Annotated in this window: 10 protein-coding genes and 2 rRNA genes; 10 read left to right on the top strand and 2 right to left on the bottom strand. The window is 41.9% G+C overall.

All coding sequences use genetic code 11. From position 1 onward, the window contains the following. Positions 1 to 351: 351 nt before the first annotated feature. The 5 genes from MOMA_RS02085 (at position 352) to MOMA_RS02065 (ending at position 6,747) form a co-directional block, all read left to right on the top strand. Positions 352 to 3,204: ribosomal RNA gene (locus tag MOMA_RS02085) — 23S ribosomal RNA — on the top strand. A gap of 148 nt (positions 3,205 to 3,352) precedes the next feature. Beyond that, positions 3,353 to 3,466, top strand: a 5S ribosomal RNA gene (gene rrf / locus MOMA_RS02080). A gap of 262 nt (positions 3,467 to 3,728) precedes the next feature. Then, positions 3,729 to 5,426 (top strand): carbon starvation CstA family protein, encoded by a 1,698-nt coding sequence (locus MOMA_RS02075; protein ID WP_009766966.1) that lies wholly within the window; start codon positions 3,729 to 3,731, stop codon positions 5,424 to 5,426. Beyond that, positions 5,426 to 5,719, top strand: coding sequence for a cory-CC-star protein (locus tag MOMA_RS02070; RefSeq protein ID WP_009766965.1), 294 nt, complete (start codon positions 5,426 to 5,428; stop codon positions 5,717 to 5,719). Before MOMA_RS02075 ends, MOMA_RS02070 begins: the two co-directional genes overlap by 1 nt. After that, positions 5,719 to 6,747, top strand: a complete 1,029-nt coding sequence (locus MOMA_RS02065) for an ArsA family ATPase (RefSeq protein ID WP_009766964.1) — start codon at positions 5,719 to 5,721, stop codon at positions 6,745 to 6,747. The genes MOMA_RS02070 and MOMA_RS02065 overlap by 1 nt, the downstream gene beginning before the upstream one ends. Before the next feature lie 17 nt (positions 6,748 to 6,764). Here the strand turns inward: MOMA_RS02065 and plsB are convergent, their stop codons facing one another. Beyond that, positions 6,765 to 9,395 (bottom strand): glycerol-3-phosphate 1-O-acyltransferase PlsB, encoded by a 2,631-nt coding sequence (gene plsB / locus MOMA_RS02060; RefSeq protein ID WP_009766963.1) that lies wholly within the window; start codon positions 9,393 to 9,395, stop codon positions 6,765 to 6,767. A 226-nt stretch (positions 9,396 to 9,621) separates the two neighbouring features. Between plsB and MOMA_RS02055 the strand changes: the two genes are divergently transcribed. The 5 genes from MOMA_RS02055 to MOMA_RS02040 all read left to right on the top strand — a co-directional run bounded on the left by MOMA_RS02055 (position 9,622) and on the right by MOMA_RS02040 (position 15,758). Further along, positions 9,622 to 12,672, top strand: coding sequence for a type ISP restriction/modification enzyme (locus MOMA_RS02055; protein ID WP_009766962.1), 3,051 nt, complete (start codon positions 9,622 to 9,624; stop codon positions 12,670 to 12,672). Beyond that, complete coding sequence (locus tag MOMA_RS10025; RefSeq protein ID WP_319795817.1) at positions 12,669 to 12,872, top strand: type ISP restriction/modification enzyme; 204 nt, start codon at positions 12,669 to 12,671, stop codon at positions 12,870 to 12,872. The genes MOMA_RS02055 and MOMA_RS10025 overlap by 4 nt, the downstream gene beginning before the upstream one ends. An 82-nt stretch (positions 12,873 to 12,954) precedes the next feature. Then, a complete protein-coding gene (locus MOMA_RS02050; protein ID WP_009766961.1) occupies positions 12,955 to 13,875 on the top strand; it encodes an acyl-CoA thioesterase in 921 nt (306 codons plus the stop codon). Positions 13,876 to 13,927: 52 nt separating this feature from the next. Beyond that, positions 13,928 to 14,449 carry an acyl-CoA thioesterase gene (locus MOMA_RS02045; protein ID WP_051012710.1) on the top strand — a complete coding sequence of 174 codons (522 nt, stop codon included), beginning with the start codon at positions 13,928 to 13,930 and terminating at the stop codon, positions 14,447 to 14,449. Between the two features lie 55 nt (positions 14,450 to 14,504). Next, positions 14,505 to 15,758, top strand: a complete 1,254-nt coding sequence (locus tag MOMA_RS02040) for a BaiN/RdsA family NAD(P)/FAD-dependent oxidoreductase (RefSeq protein ID WP_406564464.1) — start codon at positions 14,505 to 14,507, stop codon at positions 15,756 to 15,758. Between the two features lie 120 nt (positions 15,759 to 15,878). Here the strand turns inward: MOMA_RS02040 and MOMA_RS02035 are convergent, their stop codons facing one another. Continuing rightward, complete coding sequence (locus tag MOMA_RS02035; protein WP_009766958.1) at positions 15,879 to 17,228, bottom strand: NarK family nitrate/nitrite MFS transporter; 1,350 nt, start codon at positions 17,226 to 17,228, stop codon at positions 15,879 to 15,881. Positions 17,229 to 17,305: the final 77 nt, after the last annotated feature.

The following is a 17,305-nucleotide window of genomic DNA, read 5'->3' as shown; positions in this document are numbered from 1 at the left end:
ACAACAAACAAACGATTGCTGATTTACTGATTGCTTTATTCTATTAAGTATAATAGAACTGTCCCTGATGAAGTGACAGACAATTCAATAACAACATAGAGAAATGAGTCTGGGTTAATTATTTAATTCCAACAAATAATTAACCTTTACCACCACACAATCTGTTGACAGCACAATCTGTTGACAAAACTGTATGGTGGTATAAAGTAAAGAGAACTGAAATACCATCACAAAACACCGTGATGGTAAAAATCAAGCGTAAACCAGGTATTAAAATCGTTACAATTACCGATACAGCTCATACATGAAGTATGTCATTAAATATGACACAAAGCATGCTTAAGGTTGTATGGTCAAGTAATTAAGTGCACATGGTGGATGCCTTGGCAGTCAGAGGCGATGAAAGACGTGACAGCCTGCGAAAAGCGTCGGGGAGGTGGCAATATCCTGTGATCCGGCGATATCTGAATGGGGAAACCCACTTATCATAAGATAGGTATCGTAATTTATTACGAGGCAAACCGGGAGAAGTGAAACATCTCAGTACCCCGAGGAAAAGACATCAATAGAGATTCCCTTAGTAGCGGCGAGCGAACGGGGAGGAGCCGACTGATTTAAATGTAGAAGAACAACTTGGAAAGGTTGACCGTAGAAGGTGATAGTCCTGTATTTTAAACATTTAAAAAAGCATATTAAGTAGTGCGGGACACGTGAAATCCTGTATGAAGATGGGGGGACCATCCTCCAAGGCTAAATACTCCTGACTGACCGATAGTGAACCAGTACCGTGAGGGAAAGGCGAAAAGAACCCCTGTGAGGGGAGTGAAATAGAACCTGAAACCGTGTGCATACAAGCAGTCGGAGCCCACTTGTTGGGTGACGGCGTACCTTTTGTATAATGGGTCAGCGACTTATATTCTGTAGCAAGGTTAACCGTTTAGGGGAGCCGTAGGGAAACCGAGTCTTAATAGGGCGTCTAGTTGCAGGGTATAGACCCGAAACCGAGTGATCTATCCATGAGCAGGTTGAAAATGCCGTAACAGGCATCGGAGGACCGAACCCACTGTCGTTGAAAAGCCAGGGGATGACTTGTGGATAGGGGTGAAAGGCTAATCAAACTCGGTGATAGCTGGTTCTCCCCGAAAGCTATTTAGGTAGCGCCTCGGACGAATACCATTGGGGGTAGAGCACTGTTTCGGCTAGGGGGTCACACCGACTTACCAAACCGATGCAAACTCCGAATACCGATGAGTACTATCCGGGAGACAGACAGCGGGTGCTAACGTCCGTTGTCAAGAGGGAAACAACCCAGACCGCCAGCTAAGGCCCCAAATTCCTAGTTAAGTGGGAAACGATGTGGGAAGGCACAGACAGCTAGGAGGTTGGCTTAGAAGCAGCCACCCTTTAAAGAAAGCGTAATAGCTCACTAGTCGAGTCGGCCTGCGCGGAAGATGTAACGGGGCTCAAACTAGGAGCCGAAGCTGCGGATTTAATTGTTTCAATTAAGTGGTAGGGGAGCGTTGTGTAAGTCTGTGAAGGTGTGTTGTAAAGCATGCTGGAGGTATCACAAGAGCGAATGCTGACGTGAGTAACGACAAAACGGGTGAAAAGCCCGTTCGCCAAAAGACCAAGGGTTCCAGTCCAACGTTAATCGGGGCTGGGTGAGTCGACCCCTAAGGCGAGGCCGAAAGGCGTAGTCGATGGGAAATTGGTTAATATTCCAATACTTGTTTATGATGCGATGGAGGGACGGAGAAGGTTATGTCAGCCTGGCGTTGGTTGTCCAGGTGAAAGGTTGTAGGTAGGCTAAGTAGGCAAATCCGCTTGGCTATTACTGAGAGCTGACAGCAAGCCAATTTATTGGCGAAGTGGCAAATACCCTGCTTCCAGGAAAAGCTTCTAAGCACAATCATAAACAAATCGTACCCGAAACCGACACAGGTGGTCAGGTAGAGAATACTAAGGCGCTTGAGAGAACTCTGCTGAAGGAACTAGGCAAAATGGTACCGTAACTTCGGGAGAAGGTACGCTGCTGATGGTGATAAGACTTGCTCTTTGAGCTGTTGGCAGTCGCAGATACCAGGCCGCTGCAACTGTTTATTAAAAACACAGCACTCTGCAAACACGAAAGTGGACGTATAGGGTGTGATGCCTGCCCGGTGCTGGAAGGTTAATTGATGTGGTTAGCGCAAGCGAAGCTATTGATCGAAGCCCCAGTAAACGGCGGCCGTAACTATAACGGTCCTAAGGTAGCGAAATTCCTTGTCGGGTAAGTTCCGACCTGCACGAATGGCATAATGATGGCGGCGCTGTCTCCAGCAGAGACTCAGTGAAATCGAAATCGCAGTGAAGATGCTGTGTACCCGCGGCTAGACGGAAAGACCCCGTGAACCTTTACTACAGCTTTACATTGAACTTTGACCTAACTTGTGTAGGATAGGTGGGAGGCTTTGAAGCAGATACGCCAGTATTTGTGGAGCCAACCTTGAAATACCACCCTGGTTATGTTGGGGTTCTAACTTAGAATTAACAAATTCAAGGACAATGTATGGTGGGTAGTTTGACTGGGGCGGTCTCCTCCTAAAGAGTAACGGAGGAGTACGAAGGTGCGCTCAGGACGGTCGGAAATCGTCCAAAGAGTATAAAGGCAAAAGCGCGCTTAACTGCGAGACCCACAAGTCGAGCAGGTACGAAAGTAGGTCTTAGTGATCCGGTGGTTCTGTATGGAAGGGCCATCGCTCAACGGATAAAAGGTACTCTGGGGATAACAGGCTGATACCGCCCAAGAGTTCATATCGACGGCGGTGTTTGGCACCTCGATGTCGGCTCATCTCATCCTGGGGCTGAAGCAGGTCCCAAGGGTATGGCTGTTCGCCATTTAAAGAGGTACGCGAGCTGGGTTTAGAACGTCGTGAGACAGTTCGGTCCCTATCTACCGTGGGCGTTGGAAATTTGAGAGGATCTGCTCCTAGTACGAGAGGACCAGAGTGGACGAACCTCTGGTGTTTCGGTTGTCACGCCAGTGGCATTGCCGAGTAGCTATGTTCGGATGGGATAACCGCTGAAAGCATCTAAGCGGGAAGCCCACCTTAAGATAAGATTTCCCCAAAGAGCCGTTGTAGACTACGACGTTGATAGGTTGGGTGTGGAAGTGTAGTGATACATGTAGCTAACCAATACTAATTGCTCGTTTGGCTTGACCATACAACGCTTAAGTGTGTTTATGGGTTAACGATTAAATACCAAAACCTTGATTGAAAACCTTGATTGGTTGGTTCTTTTTACAAAGATAAAGACAGAACCTAAGTTAACTAAAAAACTTAACTTAGCTTCATTTCTCTATACCCTTTTTGCTGACGATTATAGCTTGTTGGTACCACCTGATCCCTTCTCGAACTCAGAAGTGAAACAACAATACGCCGATGGTAGTGTGGTTTTCCCATGTGAGAGTAGGTAATCGTCAGCTTCCTATTTAAACCCCTGTTGCTGTTTGAGTGATGGGGGTTTTGGTTTGGGGGTGATTTGTGGTTTATTTATATAATTTTTAGTGGGTTTGTATGGACTTAAATATTTAAGTTTGCTAAACTATTACAGTTTGTTGGTTTTTAATGATTTATAAATCAAAAAATGTTTGTTAAGTTACAAGTTGCTTGTGAGTGGTGAAATTGGTTACGCCTTAACAAGCCCTCTTATCCTCTTATTATTTTTTTAAGCAAGGAATGCGTCCTATGAACAGTATTGTTGTGTTGGTTTTGGGCGTGATTGGCATGCTCTGCGGTTACTTTTTTTACTCCAAATTTGTTGCCAGTCGCATTTTGGGGTTAGACAACACTCGCACCACGCCCAGTCATACCATGCAAGACGGTGTGGATTATGTCCCAACGAATAAATTTGTCTTATGGGGGCATCATTTTACCTCTGTGGCAGGAGCGGCTCCGATTATTGGTCCTGCAATTGCGGTGATTTGGGGGTGGGTGCCGGCTTTTATTTGGGTGGTGTTTGGCACTGTGTTTATGGCGGGTGTGCATGACATGTCCGCTGTGTGGGCGAGCATGCGTAGCAAGGGGCAATCCATAGGTACCATTGCTGGCAATGTGATGGGTGGGCGTGTGCGTACCTTGATGATGGTGGTGATTTTTTTACTGCTGCTCATGGTGAATGCGGTGTTTGGGGTGGCAATTGCCAATATGATGATAAAAACGCCGTCGTCCGTGTTGCCTGTGTGGGGTGCATTGGCGGTGGCGTTTATCGTGGGTCAGTGCATTTATCGCTTTAAGATGAATTTGCCCATGGTGTCTTTGATTGGGGTAGTTGCTTTATACGCACTGATTTATTTTGGCCCTATGTTTCCGATTGTGTTGCCGGAGACGGTTTTGGGGCTACCTGACAATGCGGTGTGGAATATCATTTTGTTTGCTTATGCCGGGGTGGCATCAATATTGCCTGTGTGGATGCTGTTGCAACCAAGGGATTATATCAATGGCTTACAATTGTTTGTTGGCTTGATTTTGTTGTATTTGTCCATTTTTGTGGCAGCTCCTGATGTGGTTGCCCCTGCCTTTAACATGAATTTGCCTTCAGGCACGCCGCCGATTATGCCCTTGTTGTTTGTTACCATTGCTTGTGGGGCAATTTCTGGTTTTCATGGTTTGGTGGCAACAGGCACAACTTCTAAACAGATTGATAAAGAAGAAGATGTGCGTTTTGTTGGCTATTTTGGGGCATTGGGCGAAGGTTTGTTGGCGTTGGGTGCGATTTTGGCAGCCACGGCAGGATTTGCTTCGTTTGCTGATTGGCAAGCGGTTTATCAAAAATTTGGTGATGGTTCTATTGGGGCTTTTATTGACGGCGGAGCAACGATTTTAAACCACGGCGTTGGCATTGATATGGTGCTATCGCAAACCATGCTCACGGTGATGGCGGCCTTGTTTGCAGGCACAACCATGGATACGGGCGTTCGCTTGCAACGTTATATTTTCCAAGAGTTTGGTGAGATTTATCGCTTGCCTGCTTTACAAAATGGTGCGGTTGCCACGCTGTTGGCGGTTGGCACTTGTTTGTTATTGGCATTTGGTGCAGGGGGCATTGATGGCTCGGGCGGTATGCTCATATGGCCATTATTTGGCACAACCAATCAGTTGATGGCGGCGTTGACTTTGATGATTATCACCGTGGTGTTATTAAGACACGGCAAAAACGTGTGGTATACCTTGGCACCGTTAAGCTTTTTGTTAATCATGTCGGTGCTTGCGTTGTTAATGCAGCTCAAAACCTTTTATGTCGATGGCAATTGGCTGCTGGTATTTTTAGACATTGTCATTTTGGTTGCCACCATTATGGTTGCCCTTGAGAGTTTTTCGGTGTTAAGAAGAGAGTGGCACGCCCATAAAAATAAAGAAGTAAACAGCAGCGAAGCGAACAACTGATGAATGATCATGACTTAACTGATAAAAAAACGAACCCAGAGACTTGGTGGGGGCGTTTTTTGACCGGGCTGAATGAATTTTACCACGCTCCGTATCGGCAAACCATGGCAAGAGCGGCGCGTGATGAAGAGGATTTTTTTATGCTCATGTTGTTTAGCGAAAGTTTGGGCATTGCCAATCCTGCTGCCTTTTATGCCATGGAATTGCAGCCGTTATTTTTGGAAAATTTTCATGAATGGCATCAGCGTATGGGTATGGAAAAATGTCCGTTTGAACACATGGGGTGCTGCTGATGGTAAACCGACAATTTAGTCAGTTGATAGAGAGTTTAAGCAATCGTCCAATTGTGTTTGTGGGCGGCAAAGGCGGTGTTGGCAAAACCACCACGGCGGCGGCAATTGCCAGTCGTTTTGCCAGTTTACAGCAAAAAACCTTGATAATCTCAACAGACCCTGCTCACAGCTTAGGCGATGCGTTGCAAGTAGCCCTGTCTAATGACAAAACCGCCATCACGCCGTATTTAGACGCCCTTGAACTCAATCCTGATGTGATTGTTGATAAGCATTTTGCTCAAGTGCTTAGCACCATTAAAGGCTATGCCAGCCCTGAAATGTTGCCAAAAATCAAAGAACATCTCAATGCCTCTAAAACCGCTCCCGGGGCTCAAGAGGCCGCCATGTTGGAAGCCATGTGTCAATATTTGGTAGATGCCAAAGCCCAAGGCTATCATCATATCGTTTTTGACACCGCTCCGACGGGGCATACCTTACGGCTTTTGCTGTTGCCTGAAATGATGCAAGCGTGGACGGACGGATTGCTTGTGCAGCAACGGCGGCAAGCCAAATTAAAATCGGTGGCAAATCATTTAACTGTTAACAGACTTGCTAATACCAATCTTTCTACCACAACAGACAAAGCAAAAGGTTTTGCCAATCCCTTTACCCAGCACATTCCCGATCGCTGGGAGCAGGCGGTTTCTGTGCTTGATAAACGCAAACAATTGTTTGCTAGTGCAGGCAAATTGTTGCACGATGCTACACAAACCGCCATTGTACTCGTGATGATTGCGGATAATTTGCCCATTGCTGAAACCAAGCGGGCGGTGGAGCAATTGCAAGCGGTGAAGTTGCCTGTCAGTGGCATTGTGGTGAATCAACTAATTGATGTCAAACAAAGCGATCCGTTTTGGCAACAAAGAGCCGAACGCCAACAGCGTCTGCTTGGCGAAATTGAACAAAGTTTTGCCAACATACCCTTATATCCCATTGCTTTGCAACAACAGGATATCCGAGGTGTGGAGGCTTTGGCGGGCTTTGGTTGATTTTAGCTGTAGATTGTTTATTTGTTTTTGCGTTTTGATTTTTTCGCTTGCAATTGGTGCAATGTACGCTGAATTTCACTTTCGTCCAGGCGTGCCATTTGGTGCAAAATGTGCAATACATCAAGATCTAAGATAAAGTCGGCGTTTTTTGCCATGATGTCAATGCGATTGTCAAATTGAATAATGCCATTTTCTGTTGGTTGAATATATTCCAAACGTTCCAGCGTTTCCAAAAAACTGCTAAACAATGCGCGATCAAAAAAATCAGGCATGTCATCTTCATAAATAACCGACAACCGCTGTCCTAGCAAATGCCCCAAATCCACCACTTGCTCTTTGGTAAGTTTGTTGCTTCCTTGTTGGCTAAGCAATGCCAATACCATAAAATAACGCTCCAAACTGTGCGATACTGCATTGGCAAGTACGGTAAGCTGTTGGTAATTGTGCGTGTTTGGATCTGGTGTGGTAAGCTGACGTTCGCCTTTGGCATTGACGCCTTTGTCTACTATGATGTTTTCGGCGATTAAGACCTCAATGTGCTGAGTTAAGGTTTCTTGTAAAGTGCGTGCAGGGTATTGTAAAAACAATTCGGCTTGTAAAAATGGATAGATGGTACTGGCAACTTGTTCTACATTGGCAAATGTAATGTGTCCGTTGTGCTTGACAAGGTTGGCACATAGCGAAAACAAAATATAAACGTGTAAAATATTGTTGCGAAAGTAGCTTAACAAAGGAGCTTGTCCATTGGCAATGCGAATTAAATCACCCAAAACGTGTGGCGTTTTTTCGATTAATTTAAGCTGGGTGCTGTAGGCAATAATTGCTTGTGGCCTGGCATCGGTAACGGTAATGTCTTCATCGTAGGGCAAAGTTTTGGCAAGGCGTTGGTATAAAGCGAGCTGTTCAAGGCAACTTTGCTCATCTAACGCTCCGTGTGGCGTGTCTAGCAATACCATTGATAGCAAGGTAACAGGATTTATCACCGCTGATCGGTTGATGCGTTGCATGATTTTTACGCCGATATTATCCACCATTTGGCTGACATTTGGCGGTATGGGTGTGTCGCTGCGATCGCTTGGCAAACTGTTTGGCAATACGGCATATTTTTGCATAAAATCTTTTAAATACAATGGTTTGCCAAAACTGACATGCACCGTACCAAAAATACGTTCTAATTTTTTGCCTGTTTTTAATAAACCAAACAAACTTTCACTTTCTTTGGGTTTGCCTTTTAATTCATCGACATATGTTGATCCCTCGATAATGCGTTCATAGCCGATATAAGTTGGAATAAAAGCAATGGGTTTGCTTGATTGACGTAAATGACTTTGTACAGTCATTGCAAGCATGCCTTTTTTTGGAGGCAACAAGCGTCCTGAACGCGATCGTCCGCCCTCTACAAAATATTCAATTGGTGTGTTTCTTAATAACATACTATGCACATATTCACGAAATACGGCATTGTATAAAGCATTGCCCTTAAAACTGCGACGCATAAAAAACGCCCCACCGTTTCTTAGCATTTGCCCCAAAATAGGAATGTTGAGATTTTCACCGGCGGCAACATACGGCACGCGCAAGCCACGCTTAAAAATCACATAAGACAACAATAAATAATCAATATGACTGCGATGACAGGGCACGTACACAATTGCATGATCGCTTGCTGCTTCTCTTACGCGTTCAAAATGTTGCACTTTGACACCATCGTACAACTGTGTCCATAGCCATGTCAAAAACCGATCAAAAAATCGCACCATAGCATATGAATAATCACTGGTAATTTCATTTAAATAACGCCGAGCCAGTTTTTTGCTATCGTGAATGTTGCGATTATGCTCTTCGCTGTCAAGTTGTATGGCGTGGCGAATGGCAGGCGTGTTTAAAATTTTATCCACCTCGTTGCGCCTATCCGATAGATCCGGGCCTAAAATGGTTTCTTGTTGTTTGTCTAAATAACCCAGCAGGCGATTTTGTACACGCTGCGCTAACAATTGCAATGCACTGTGATTGTCAATCAATGCTGTGTTTTTGTTGGAATCGGCAGATTGGGCTTTGCTTTCGGCATGTAAAATATCTCGCAAATTTTTTGGAGGGTGAAATTGTACATAAGTATCTCGCCCTTTTACGCCAATGTTAAACAATTGTTTGGCAATACTGGGATTTTGCCATTCATCAGCGGTAAACAAATTAAACAGCGAATCTTCTTTTTCGGGCGCTCTTCCCCACAAAATCGTTACAGGCACAAACTGAATGTTTAAGGTTGGGTGATTTTTGATTGCTTCAATCAAACGCAACAAACGAGGCGAGTACACGGTTTTGCCATCTTTACGTTCGCTTTTTGGGTGATGAATAAAAATCATCGCACTGTGTTCGTCAATGCCAAATTCCAGTCTTTTGACAGGAGCCAGAGCTTCTGGCAGTTGGTGTTGGGCGGTTTCTAAGTCAATTAGCACGCTGTTGCTGCGTGAATATTCTTTTAGGACATAAAAAGTAAGCGGTGTGGCGGTTTCGTGGTTGTTGGTGGTTGGATTTTTAAGTGGCGGAATTTTACCGATAAGCTGTGATTTTACCGCCATACCAAGCAGCCCGCCGGACAGTTTTCGGTATAGGTTGTTAAGTTGAAAAGGAGTGGTTTTGTGTGTCATGATAAACCTATCAGCATAGCTTAGTAAATTTGTGTATATTATAGGGCGAGTAACCCAGCGAAAGCAAATAATGCGTAAAAATTTAAGATTTAACGCCAAAATCCTATCCGCCAAAACCCTTAAAAAGGGCAGCGGTTGATTTACACAGCCAATCAATACGGCAAAACCATCAAACCAAACGGTGAAAATTTGTTATACTAAGGCTTTGACAAACAGGAGTTAAACAATGATTAACCAATATATCAAAGCCATCAACAACCTTTATTCTACAGGCGTAACCACCGAGCATAGTTTTCGCGGTGATTTGCAGCATTTATTAAACAGTTTATTGCCAGAATTTGCGGTAATTAATGAGCCAAAACGCAGAAGTTGCGGCGCGCCTGATTATATTGTAGAAAAAAAGCAAATTCCCATCTTTTTTGTAGAAGCCAAAGACATAGGCGAAAATGATTTGCACGGCAAAAAGAAAACGGGCAATAAAGAACAATTTGACCGTTATAAACAATCGCTTAATACCATTATTTTTACCGATTATCTTAATTTTTTATTTTATAAAAACAATGAATTGATTGCAGAAATTGCCATTGCAAAACAAACTGGGCAAAAAATTGCAGCCATACCCGAAAACTTTACGCCGTTTATTAATTTAATTAAAGATTTTAGCCAAACCATTACCGCCACGATTAAAAACCCCAAACAATTGGCGCAAATGATGGCAAGTAAAGCGCGTATGCTCGCTGATGTAATTGCCATGGCGCTTATTTTTGATGAACAAAATAATCACAATAGCAGCCTTTATGGACAAATGGACGCCTTTAAAAAAGTGCTAATTCACGATATTACGCCAAAACAATTTGCCGATATTTATGCACAAACCATTGCTTATGGTATGTTTGCCGCGCGGTTAAATGATGAAGCATTAAACGATTTTACGCGCCAAAAAGCCGCCACACTAATTCCTAAATCAAACCCATTTTTGCGCACGTTGTTTCAATATATTTCAGGCTATGATTTAGATGAACGCATTGAATGGATTGTCAACGATTTAGCCGATATATTTCGCGCCACCGATGTCGCACAATTATTAAAAAACTTTGGTAAAGCCACGCAAACACTAGACCCATTTATTCATTTTTATGAAGATTTTTTGGCGGAATACGACCCCAATTTACGCAAACAACGCGGCGTTTGGTATACGCCAGAACCCGTTGTGCAATTTATTGTGCGCGCGGTTGATGATATTTTACAAAGCGAATTTAGTTTACCCATGGGGCTTGCCAGCAATGACAAAACCACCATTGAAATAAATACACAAAGCAAAGATGCGCGCACCAAATCGGGCTTAAAAGTCATTAATAAAGAAATCCACAAAGTGCAAATTTTAGACCCCGCTACAGGTACAGGCACTTTTTTAACCGAAGTGGTGCGTCATATTTATAAAACGCGTTTTGCGACCATGAAAGGCATGTGGCATTCTTATGTAGAACACGATTTAATTCCGCGGCTAAATGGATTTGAATTATTAATGGCAAGTTATGCCGTGGCGCATTTAAAACTTGAATTATTATTAAAAGAAACGGGTTATGTTTCGGATAAAAATCAGCGGCTAAAAATATATTTAACCAATTCTTTAGAAGAACACCACCCCGAAACGGGCAGTTTATTTGCAGGGTTTTTGGCGAATGAAGCCAATGAGGCCAATCATATTAAACGCGATAGCCCTGTTATGGTGGTGATTGGTAATCCGCCTTATAGTGGCGAAAGTGCCAATAAAGGCGATTGGATTATGCAATTAATGAACGATTATAAAAAAGAACCAAATAGCGATAAACGTTTAAATGAAAGAAATCCCAAAGCCATTAATGATGATTACGTTAAATTTATGCGTTATGGGCAACATTTTATTGAAAAAAACGGCGAGGGCATTTTGGCGTTTATTAATCCGCATGGATTTTTAGACAATCCGACGTTTCGCGGTATGCGCTGGCATTTATTAAATGCTTACGATAAAATTTATATTATTGATTTGCACGGCAATGCTAAGAAAAAAGAAACCGCACCCGATGGCAGCAAAGATGAAAACGTTTTTGATATTATGCAAGGCGTTTCTATTAATATTTTTGTTAAAACAGGTAAAAAGCAACAAGGTGAATTGGCGCAAGTTTTTCATTATGATTTATTTGGATTGCGTGATGATAAATATGCGTTTTTAAACAATCACTCGCTTAAAAGTGTACCATTTACTTTATTAGAAAATAAAGCACCAAGTTATTTTATGGTTCAAAAAGATTTTGCAAATGAAAATCTGTACAATAATGGTTTTTTAGTTACAGATTTATTTGAATTAAAAAATGTTGGCATTGTTACATCAAGAGATAATTTTGTAATTGATAAAAACAAACATAAATTAGCAGAAAGAATTAAAGACTTTTTTAACTTTGATGCTATAACTCTAAAAGCTAAATATGATTTAAATGAAAATAAAAGATGGTACGTAAATGAGGTGCAAAAACAAGCAAAATCATTTGATGAAAAAAATATCAAACAGTATTGCTATAGACCATTTGATATTCAATTTATTTACTATGAAGTAAATATGATTGACCGAATAAGATATGATGTAATGAAGCATTTTATTGAATATGAAAATATCGGGCTTGTTTTTAAACGCGGTAATTCAGAATTAAATTCAGTTTCGGCAATGGTAACCACTACATTAATTGATTTTAGAAGTTGGTCAAGAGCAGGAATGCAAGGCGGTGATTATATTGCGCCACTTTATTTATACCCCGAAACCACCAACCAAAACAACTTTCTCCCCGAACAATTAATACAACTTAGAAAACCCAATTTAAACCCCGATATTGTAACGCAAATTGCCAATAAATTAAACTTAACATTTATCCCCGACCACGAAACAAAACAGGCAAAAAACAGTTTTAATCCGCTTAATTTATTAGATTATATTTATGCCGTTTTGCACTCCCCCACTTATCGCAACACTTATAAAGAATTTTTAAAAATAGATTTTCCGCGTATTCCCTATCCAAAAGACAAAACCACGTTTTGGCAATTGGTACAATTAGGCGAAAAATTGCGTAAATTGCATTTATTACAAAGCCCAGATTTAACAGAATTAACAAAGTTAAATACACCAATAATTAGTTATCACGGTGATGGCGATAATATAATTACGCGCAAAATGACTAAAACGAGCATTGGTTTTGAATTGGTTAACAATAACAATAAAAATAACAATTTAGGCAAGTTTGGATAAATGATAGCCAATATTTTGACAATATACCGCTCATTGCGTGGGAATTTTATATCGGCGGCTATCAACCTGCACAAAAATGGCTAAAAGACCGCCAAGGCATGGCGCTTACCTTTGCCGACATTGTGCATTATCAAAAAATGATTGCGGCGCTGTATTATACGCATACAATTATGCAAGAAATAGACGTTATAAAGGAATAAACGCAAGCTTAGGTAGGTTTTTAGAATGGGAGTTTTGCGGTATAATAAGATTTTTTTAAGATGATGATAAATAGGTCAACAAATGTCGGATAATTTAGCACAACAGGCAACAGATACTGCAAATGAACTCACCTTGGTTGAACAATTGTTAAAAACGTTAACCTTAACTCAAAGCAGTGATGATACGTTTATTGGACAAAGTCATGATTATGTTGGAGCGAGGATTTTTGGCGGCCAAGTACTGGGGCAGGCTTTGATGGCGGCAAGTTACACAGTGGAGGAGAATAAGCCTTGTCATAGTTTGCACGGTTATTTTTTGCGTGGTGGCGGTGTGTGTCGTCCTGTGTATTATCAAGTGGAGAATATGCGTGATGGGCGTAGTTTGTCGGCGCGCCGCGTAACCGCTCGTCAATTTGATGATGTTGATCAGCCACAGATTATTTTTACTATGATAGCATCATTTGCTGCTTATGAAGATGGTTTGGATTATCAAGAAACCATGCCTGTTTATCCAAATCCTGAAACTTTGTTAAACGAACAGCAGTTAAAAGACAGGTTTGTTGGTAAAATTCCGCCTGCCTTAAAAGAAAGATATTTGCGCAAACGTCATGTAGAGATAAAACCCATTGCACCGCGCGATCCCATTCACCCAAAACCTATGCCACCAAAACAGGCCACTTGGTTGCGTATCGGTGAGCTTGGCAAACAGTCGGTACAAGTGCAACAAGCGTTATTGGCATTTGCATCGGATTTTTATTTGGTTGGCACAGGTTTTATGTCGCATGGGGTGAGTTATATGACCAAAGGTTTACAAGCGGCCAGCATTGATCATAGTATGCATTTTCATCGTCCTTTTGATTTAAATGACTGGTTGTTGTATGATATGTGGAGCGATACCACAAGTTCTGCCAAAGGTTTAAATCACGGACAATTTTGGCAAGACGGCAGATTGGTAGCCACCACGCAACAAGAAGGCTTAATGCGCTTACGTATTGACAAATAACCATTTAAACCAACAAGCATTTAAACCAACAACCATCAAAAAGGAGCAAATCATGAGTGATAACACTGCGATCGGTAATTTTGCAATTGGTGATAAAACCATAGAATATTTAAAAAATCAAATAAGTTCTGATAAACAAAACCCACTGTTGGATTTTGCGGTGATCTATGAACAAAACGTTGCGTGGGGTGATATGGACGCTTTTGCCCATGTCAATAATGTTGTGTATTATGAGTATGCCCAATCCGCTCGCATTCACTATTTGGAACAGTTGGCAATGTTTGACAAAAACGCTTTTACTGTGATTGCCAGTTCTTCATGCCAGTATTTACGCCCAATTACCTTTCCTGACAATCTGTTGATCGGCGTGCGTTGCAAAAAAATTGGCAATACCAGTTTGGTACAAGAATATATTTTTTATAGCACCGCCCAACAAGCCGTAGCAGCCACTGCTGAAACCGTGATTGTGTTTTTTGACGATACAGGCACACAAAAACGCACGCTTAGCGATGTTGAAAAACAGCGTTTTGTTGATTTAGATGCAAAAACCGTGCGCCAACGTTTGGCAAGCTAGTCTTTTTTTAAATACTTTTTTTAAATACTTTTTTTGTAAAACAATGTCTGTAAACATGATTGTTGTAAAAAATTTTGATGTGATTGTCATTGGTGCAGGGGCATCTGGGCTGTTTTGTGCAATGACAGCGGCCAAGCGTGGCAGGCGAGTTTTGGTGCTTGATCATGCCAATAAAGCAGGCAAAAAAATTTTAATGAGTGGTGGCGGTAAATGCAACTTTACCAATTATGAGATTTTGCCTGATCATTTTTTGTCAAATAATCCGCACTTTGTTAAATCCGCTTTATCACGCTACACGCAATGGGATTTTTTGGCAATGGTTGCTGAACACAAAATTGCGTGGCAAGAACGCGATTATGGACAATTGTTTTGTGAAAATTCGGCGAATGATATTTTGCAAATGCTGCTTACTCAATGTCAAAAATACGGCGTGATTGTCCAGTTAAACAGTCAAGTTGATGGCGTTAAATCGCTTGACAACCAATTTAGCCTAACTGTTAGCCCAAAAAAGCCTGGTAAAACCGATTTTTTGAGGGCATTAACTTGTCAATCACTTGTAATTGCCACAGGCGGATTGTCAATTCCGACTATGGGTGCGAGCGGATTTGGTTATCAGCTGGCCGAAAAATTTGGACATAAAATTATCCCCACAAGTGCATCGCTTGTACCGTTTACATTTAGTGGCAAGCTGTTAGAGGCTTTTGCTGATATGGCGGGCATTGGCGTGAATGTTGGATTGTTTAATGACAAAATTCGGTTTAATTTGCCTGTGCTGTTTACCCATCGCGGACTTTCAGGGCCGGCAAGTTTGCAGTTGTCTAATTATTGGACGGCAGGCGATCTGATTTTTATGGATTTATTTGTTGGTTTTGATGTCAAAAATGAGTTGTTGCTTGCCAAAAAAACCACACCAAAAAAACAGCTTCATACTGTGATCAACGAGTTATCCGCACGGTTAAACAAGCCGTTACCCAAAAAATTATTGCATTATATTGATGAATTGATTGTTAAGAAAACATTAATAAATTCTCACAGCGAAATTGCCAATATTAAAAACGATGATTTAATCACCATCGGTGAAAATTTAAACGCTTGGCAATTAAAACCATCAGGCACGGAAGGTTATCGCACCGCCGAAGTTACGCGTGGTGGGGTGGATACCGCGGATATTTCATCAAAAACCATGCAAAGCAAATTAAAGCCAAATTTGTATTTTATTGGCGAGGTGCTAGATGTAACAGGGTGGCTTGGCGGTTATAATTTTGCGTGGGCGTGGGCGAGCGGTTTTGTGTGTGGGGAAGTGGTTTAAGGCGTTTTTTCTAATTTTCTAACCAAAAGCATAGCATAGAAAAGCATAGCAAATCATAGAAATAAAACAGCAATAAACCACCAGTTTTGTGCAATCATTTTGTGCAATCATTTTGTGCAATTAACATGGAAATGGGGCGTTTTTACGACTATAAAACCACCAAGTTATGACAATACAAATAGCATAAAACACGATGAGAGCAATAAATGTACCATGAATACCAAGCCCTGAACCGAACATTTTTGGAATAAAAAACCCACCATAAGCAGCAAATCCGCCTGAAAATCCCACCACCGCCGCTGATTCTTTACGTGCTTTATTGATTAGATCTTGTGAATTTAAACGTTCGTGCAAGGTTCTAAAAATCACCGGAATCATTCTAAATGTTGAACCATTGCCAATGCCTGTGGTGATAAACAATACCATAAAGCAGGCAAAATATCCGACAAAATTGCCTTGTTTTAAGAAAAACATGACGCCTACCAATGTTGCCGTCATAACGATATAATTCCAAAATGTTACGCGTGCACCGCCAGCTTTATCCGCTATCCAACCACCGACAGGGCGAAATAACGCACCCACCAGTGGCCCTAAAAACGCCACTTTTAACGGATCTACATCAGCAAAGGATTGTTTGATCACGAGCGGAAAGGCTGCACTAAAACCGATAAACGAACCAAAAGTTGCAAGGTATAAGACACACATAATCCAGTTGTGTTGGCGTTTAAAGATAATGGCCTGATCTTTAAACGATGCCTTGGCGGTTGCCAAATCATTCATGCCAAACCACGCCAATACGGTTATGATGACAATTGGCAAAACCCATACAAAACCTGCATTTTGTAGATACACTGCTTTGCCTGTTTTGACAACGATCTGAGGATCGCCACCCATAGGGCCTAACATAGCAAAACCTATCACCGCAGGCACAACAAATTGCATGGTTGATACGCCCAAATTGCCAAGCCCTGCATTTAATCCCAATGCCATGCCTTGTTGTGATTTTGGATAAAAAAATGAGATATTGGACATACTAGATGAAAAATTTGCTCCGCCAAATCCGCACAATAGGGCAATGATAGCAAACACCCAAAACGGCGTATTTAAATCTTGGATAGCAAACCCAAGCCAAATGGTTGGAATTAACAAACTGGCGGTTGTCAAAGCCGTCCAACGACGTCCGCCAAAAATCGGTACAGCGAACGAATAAAACAAACGCAAGGTTGCCCCTGACAAAGCAGGCAGCGCAAGCAGTGTGGATAATTGAGACTTGTCAAATTGAAAACCAACCTCAGGCATACGCACCACCAACATTGACCAAATCACCCATACTGCAAACGCAAGCAACAAGGCAGGGATCGAAATCCATAAATTGCGATTGGCGACTTGTTTGCCACCATTTGCCCAAAATGCTTCATCTTCAGGTTGCCAGTTGCTAATTTGCTGGCCACCTTTGAGTTCATCTTTCATAGCATGTCCTAATTTATAAAGAAAAATACCAGTTTATTGTAATTGTTTGTCAAAAAAATACCCTTATCCCATTGTGT

Origin of the sequence: Moraxella macacae 0408225 (genome assembly GCF_000320365.1) — a bacterium.
GTDB classification, from domain to species: Bacteria; Pseudomonadota; Gammaproteobacteria; order Pseudomonadales; family Moraxellaceae; genus Faucicola; species Faucicola macacae.
Note: the sequence above shows the minus strand (reverse complement) of the source record. Positions and strands in the feature narration are given on the sequence as shown.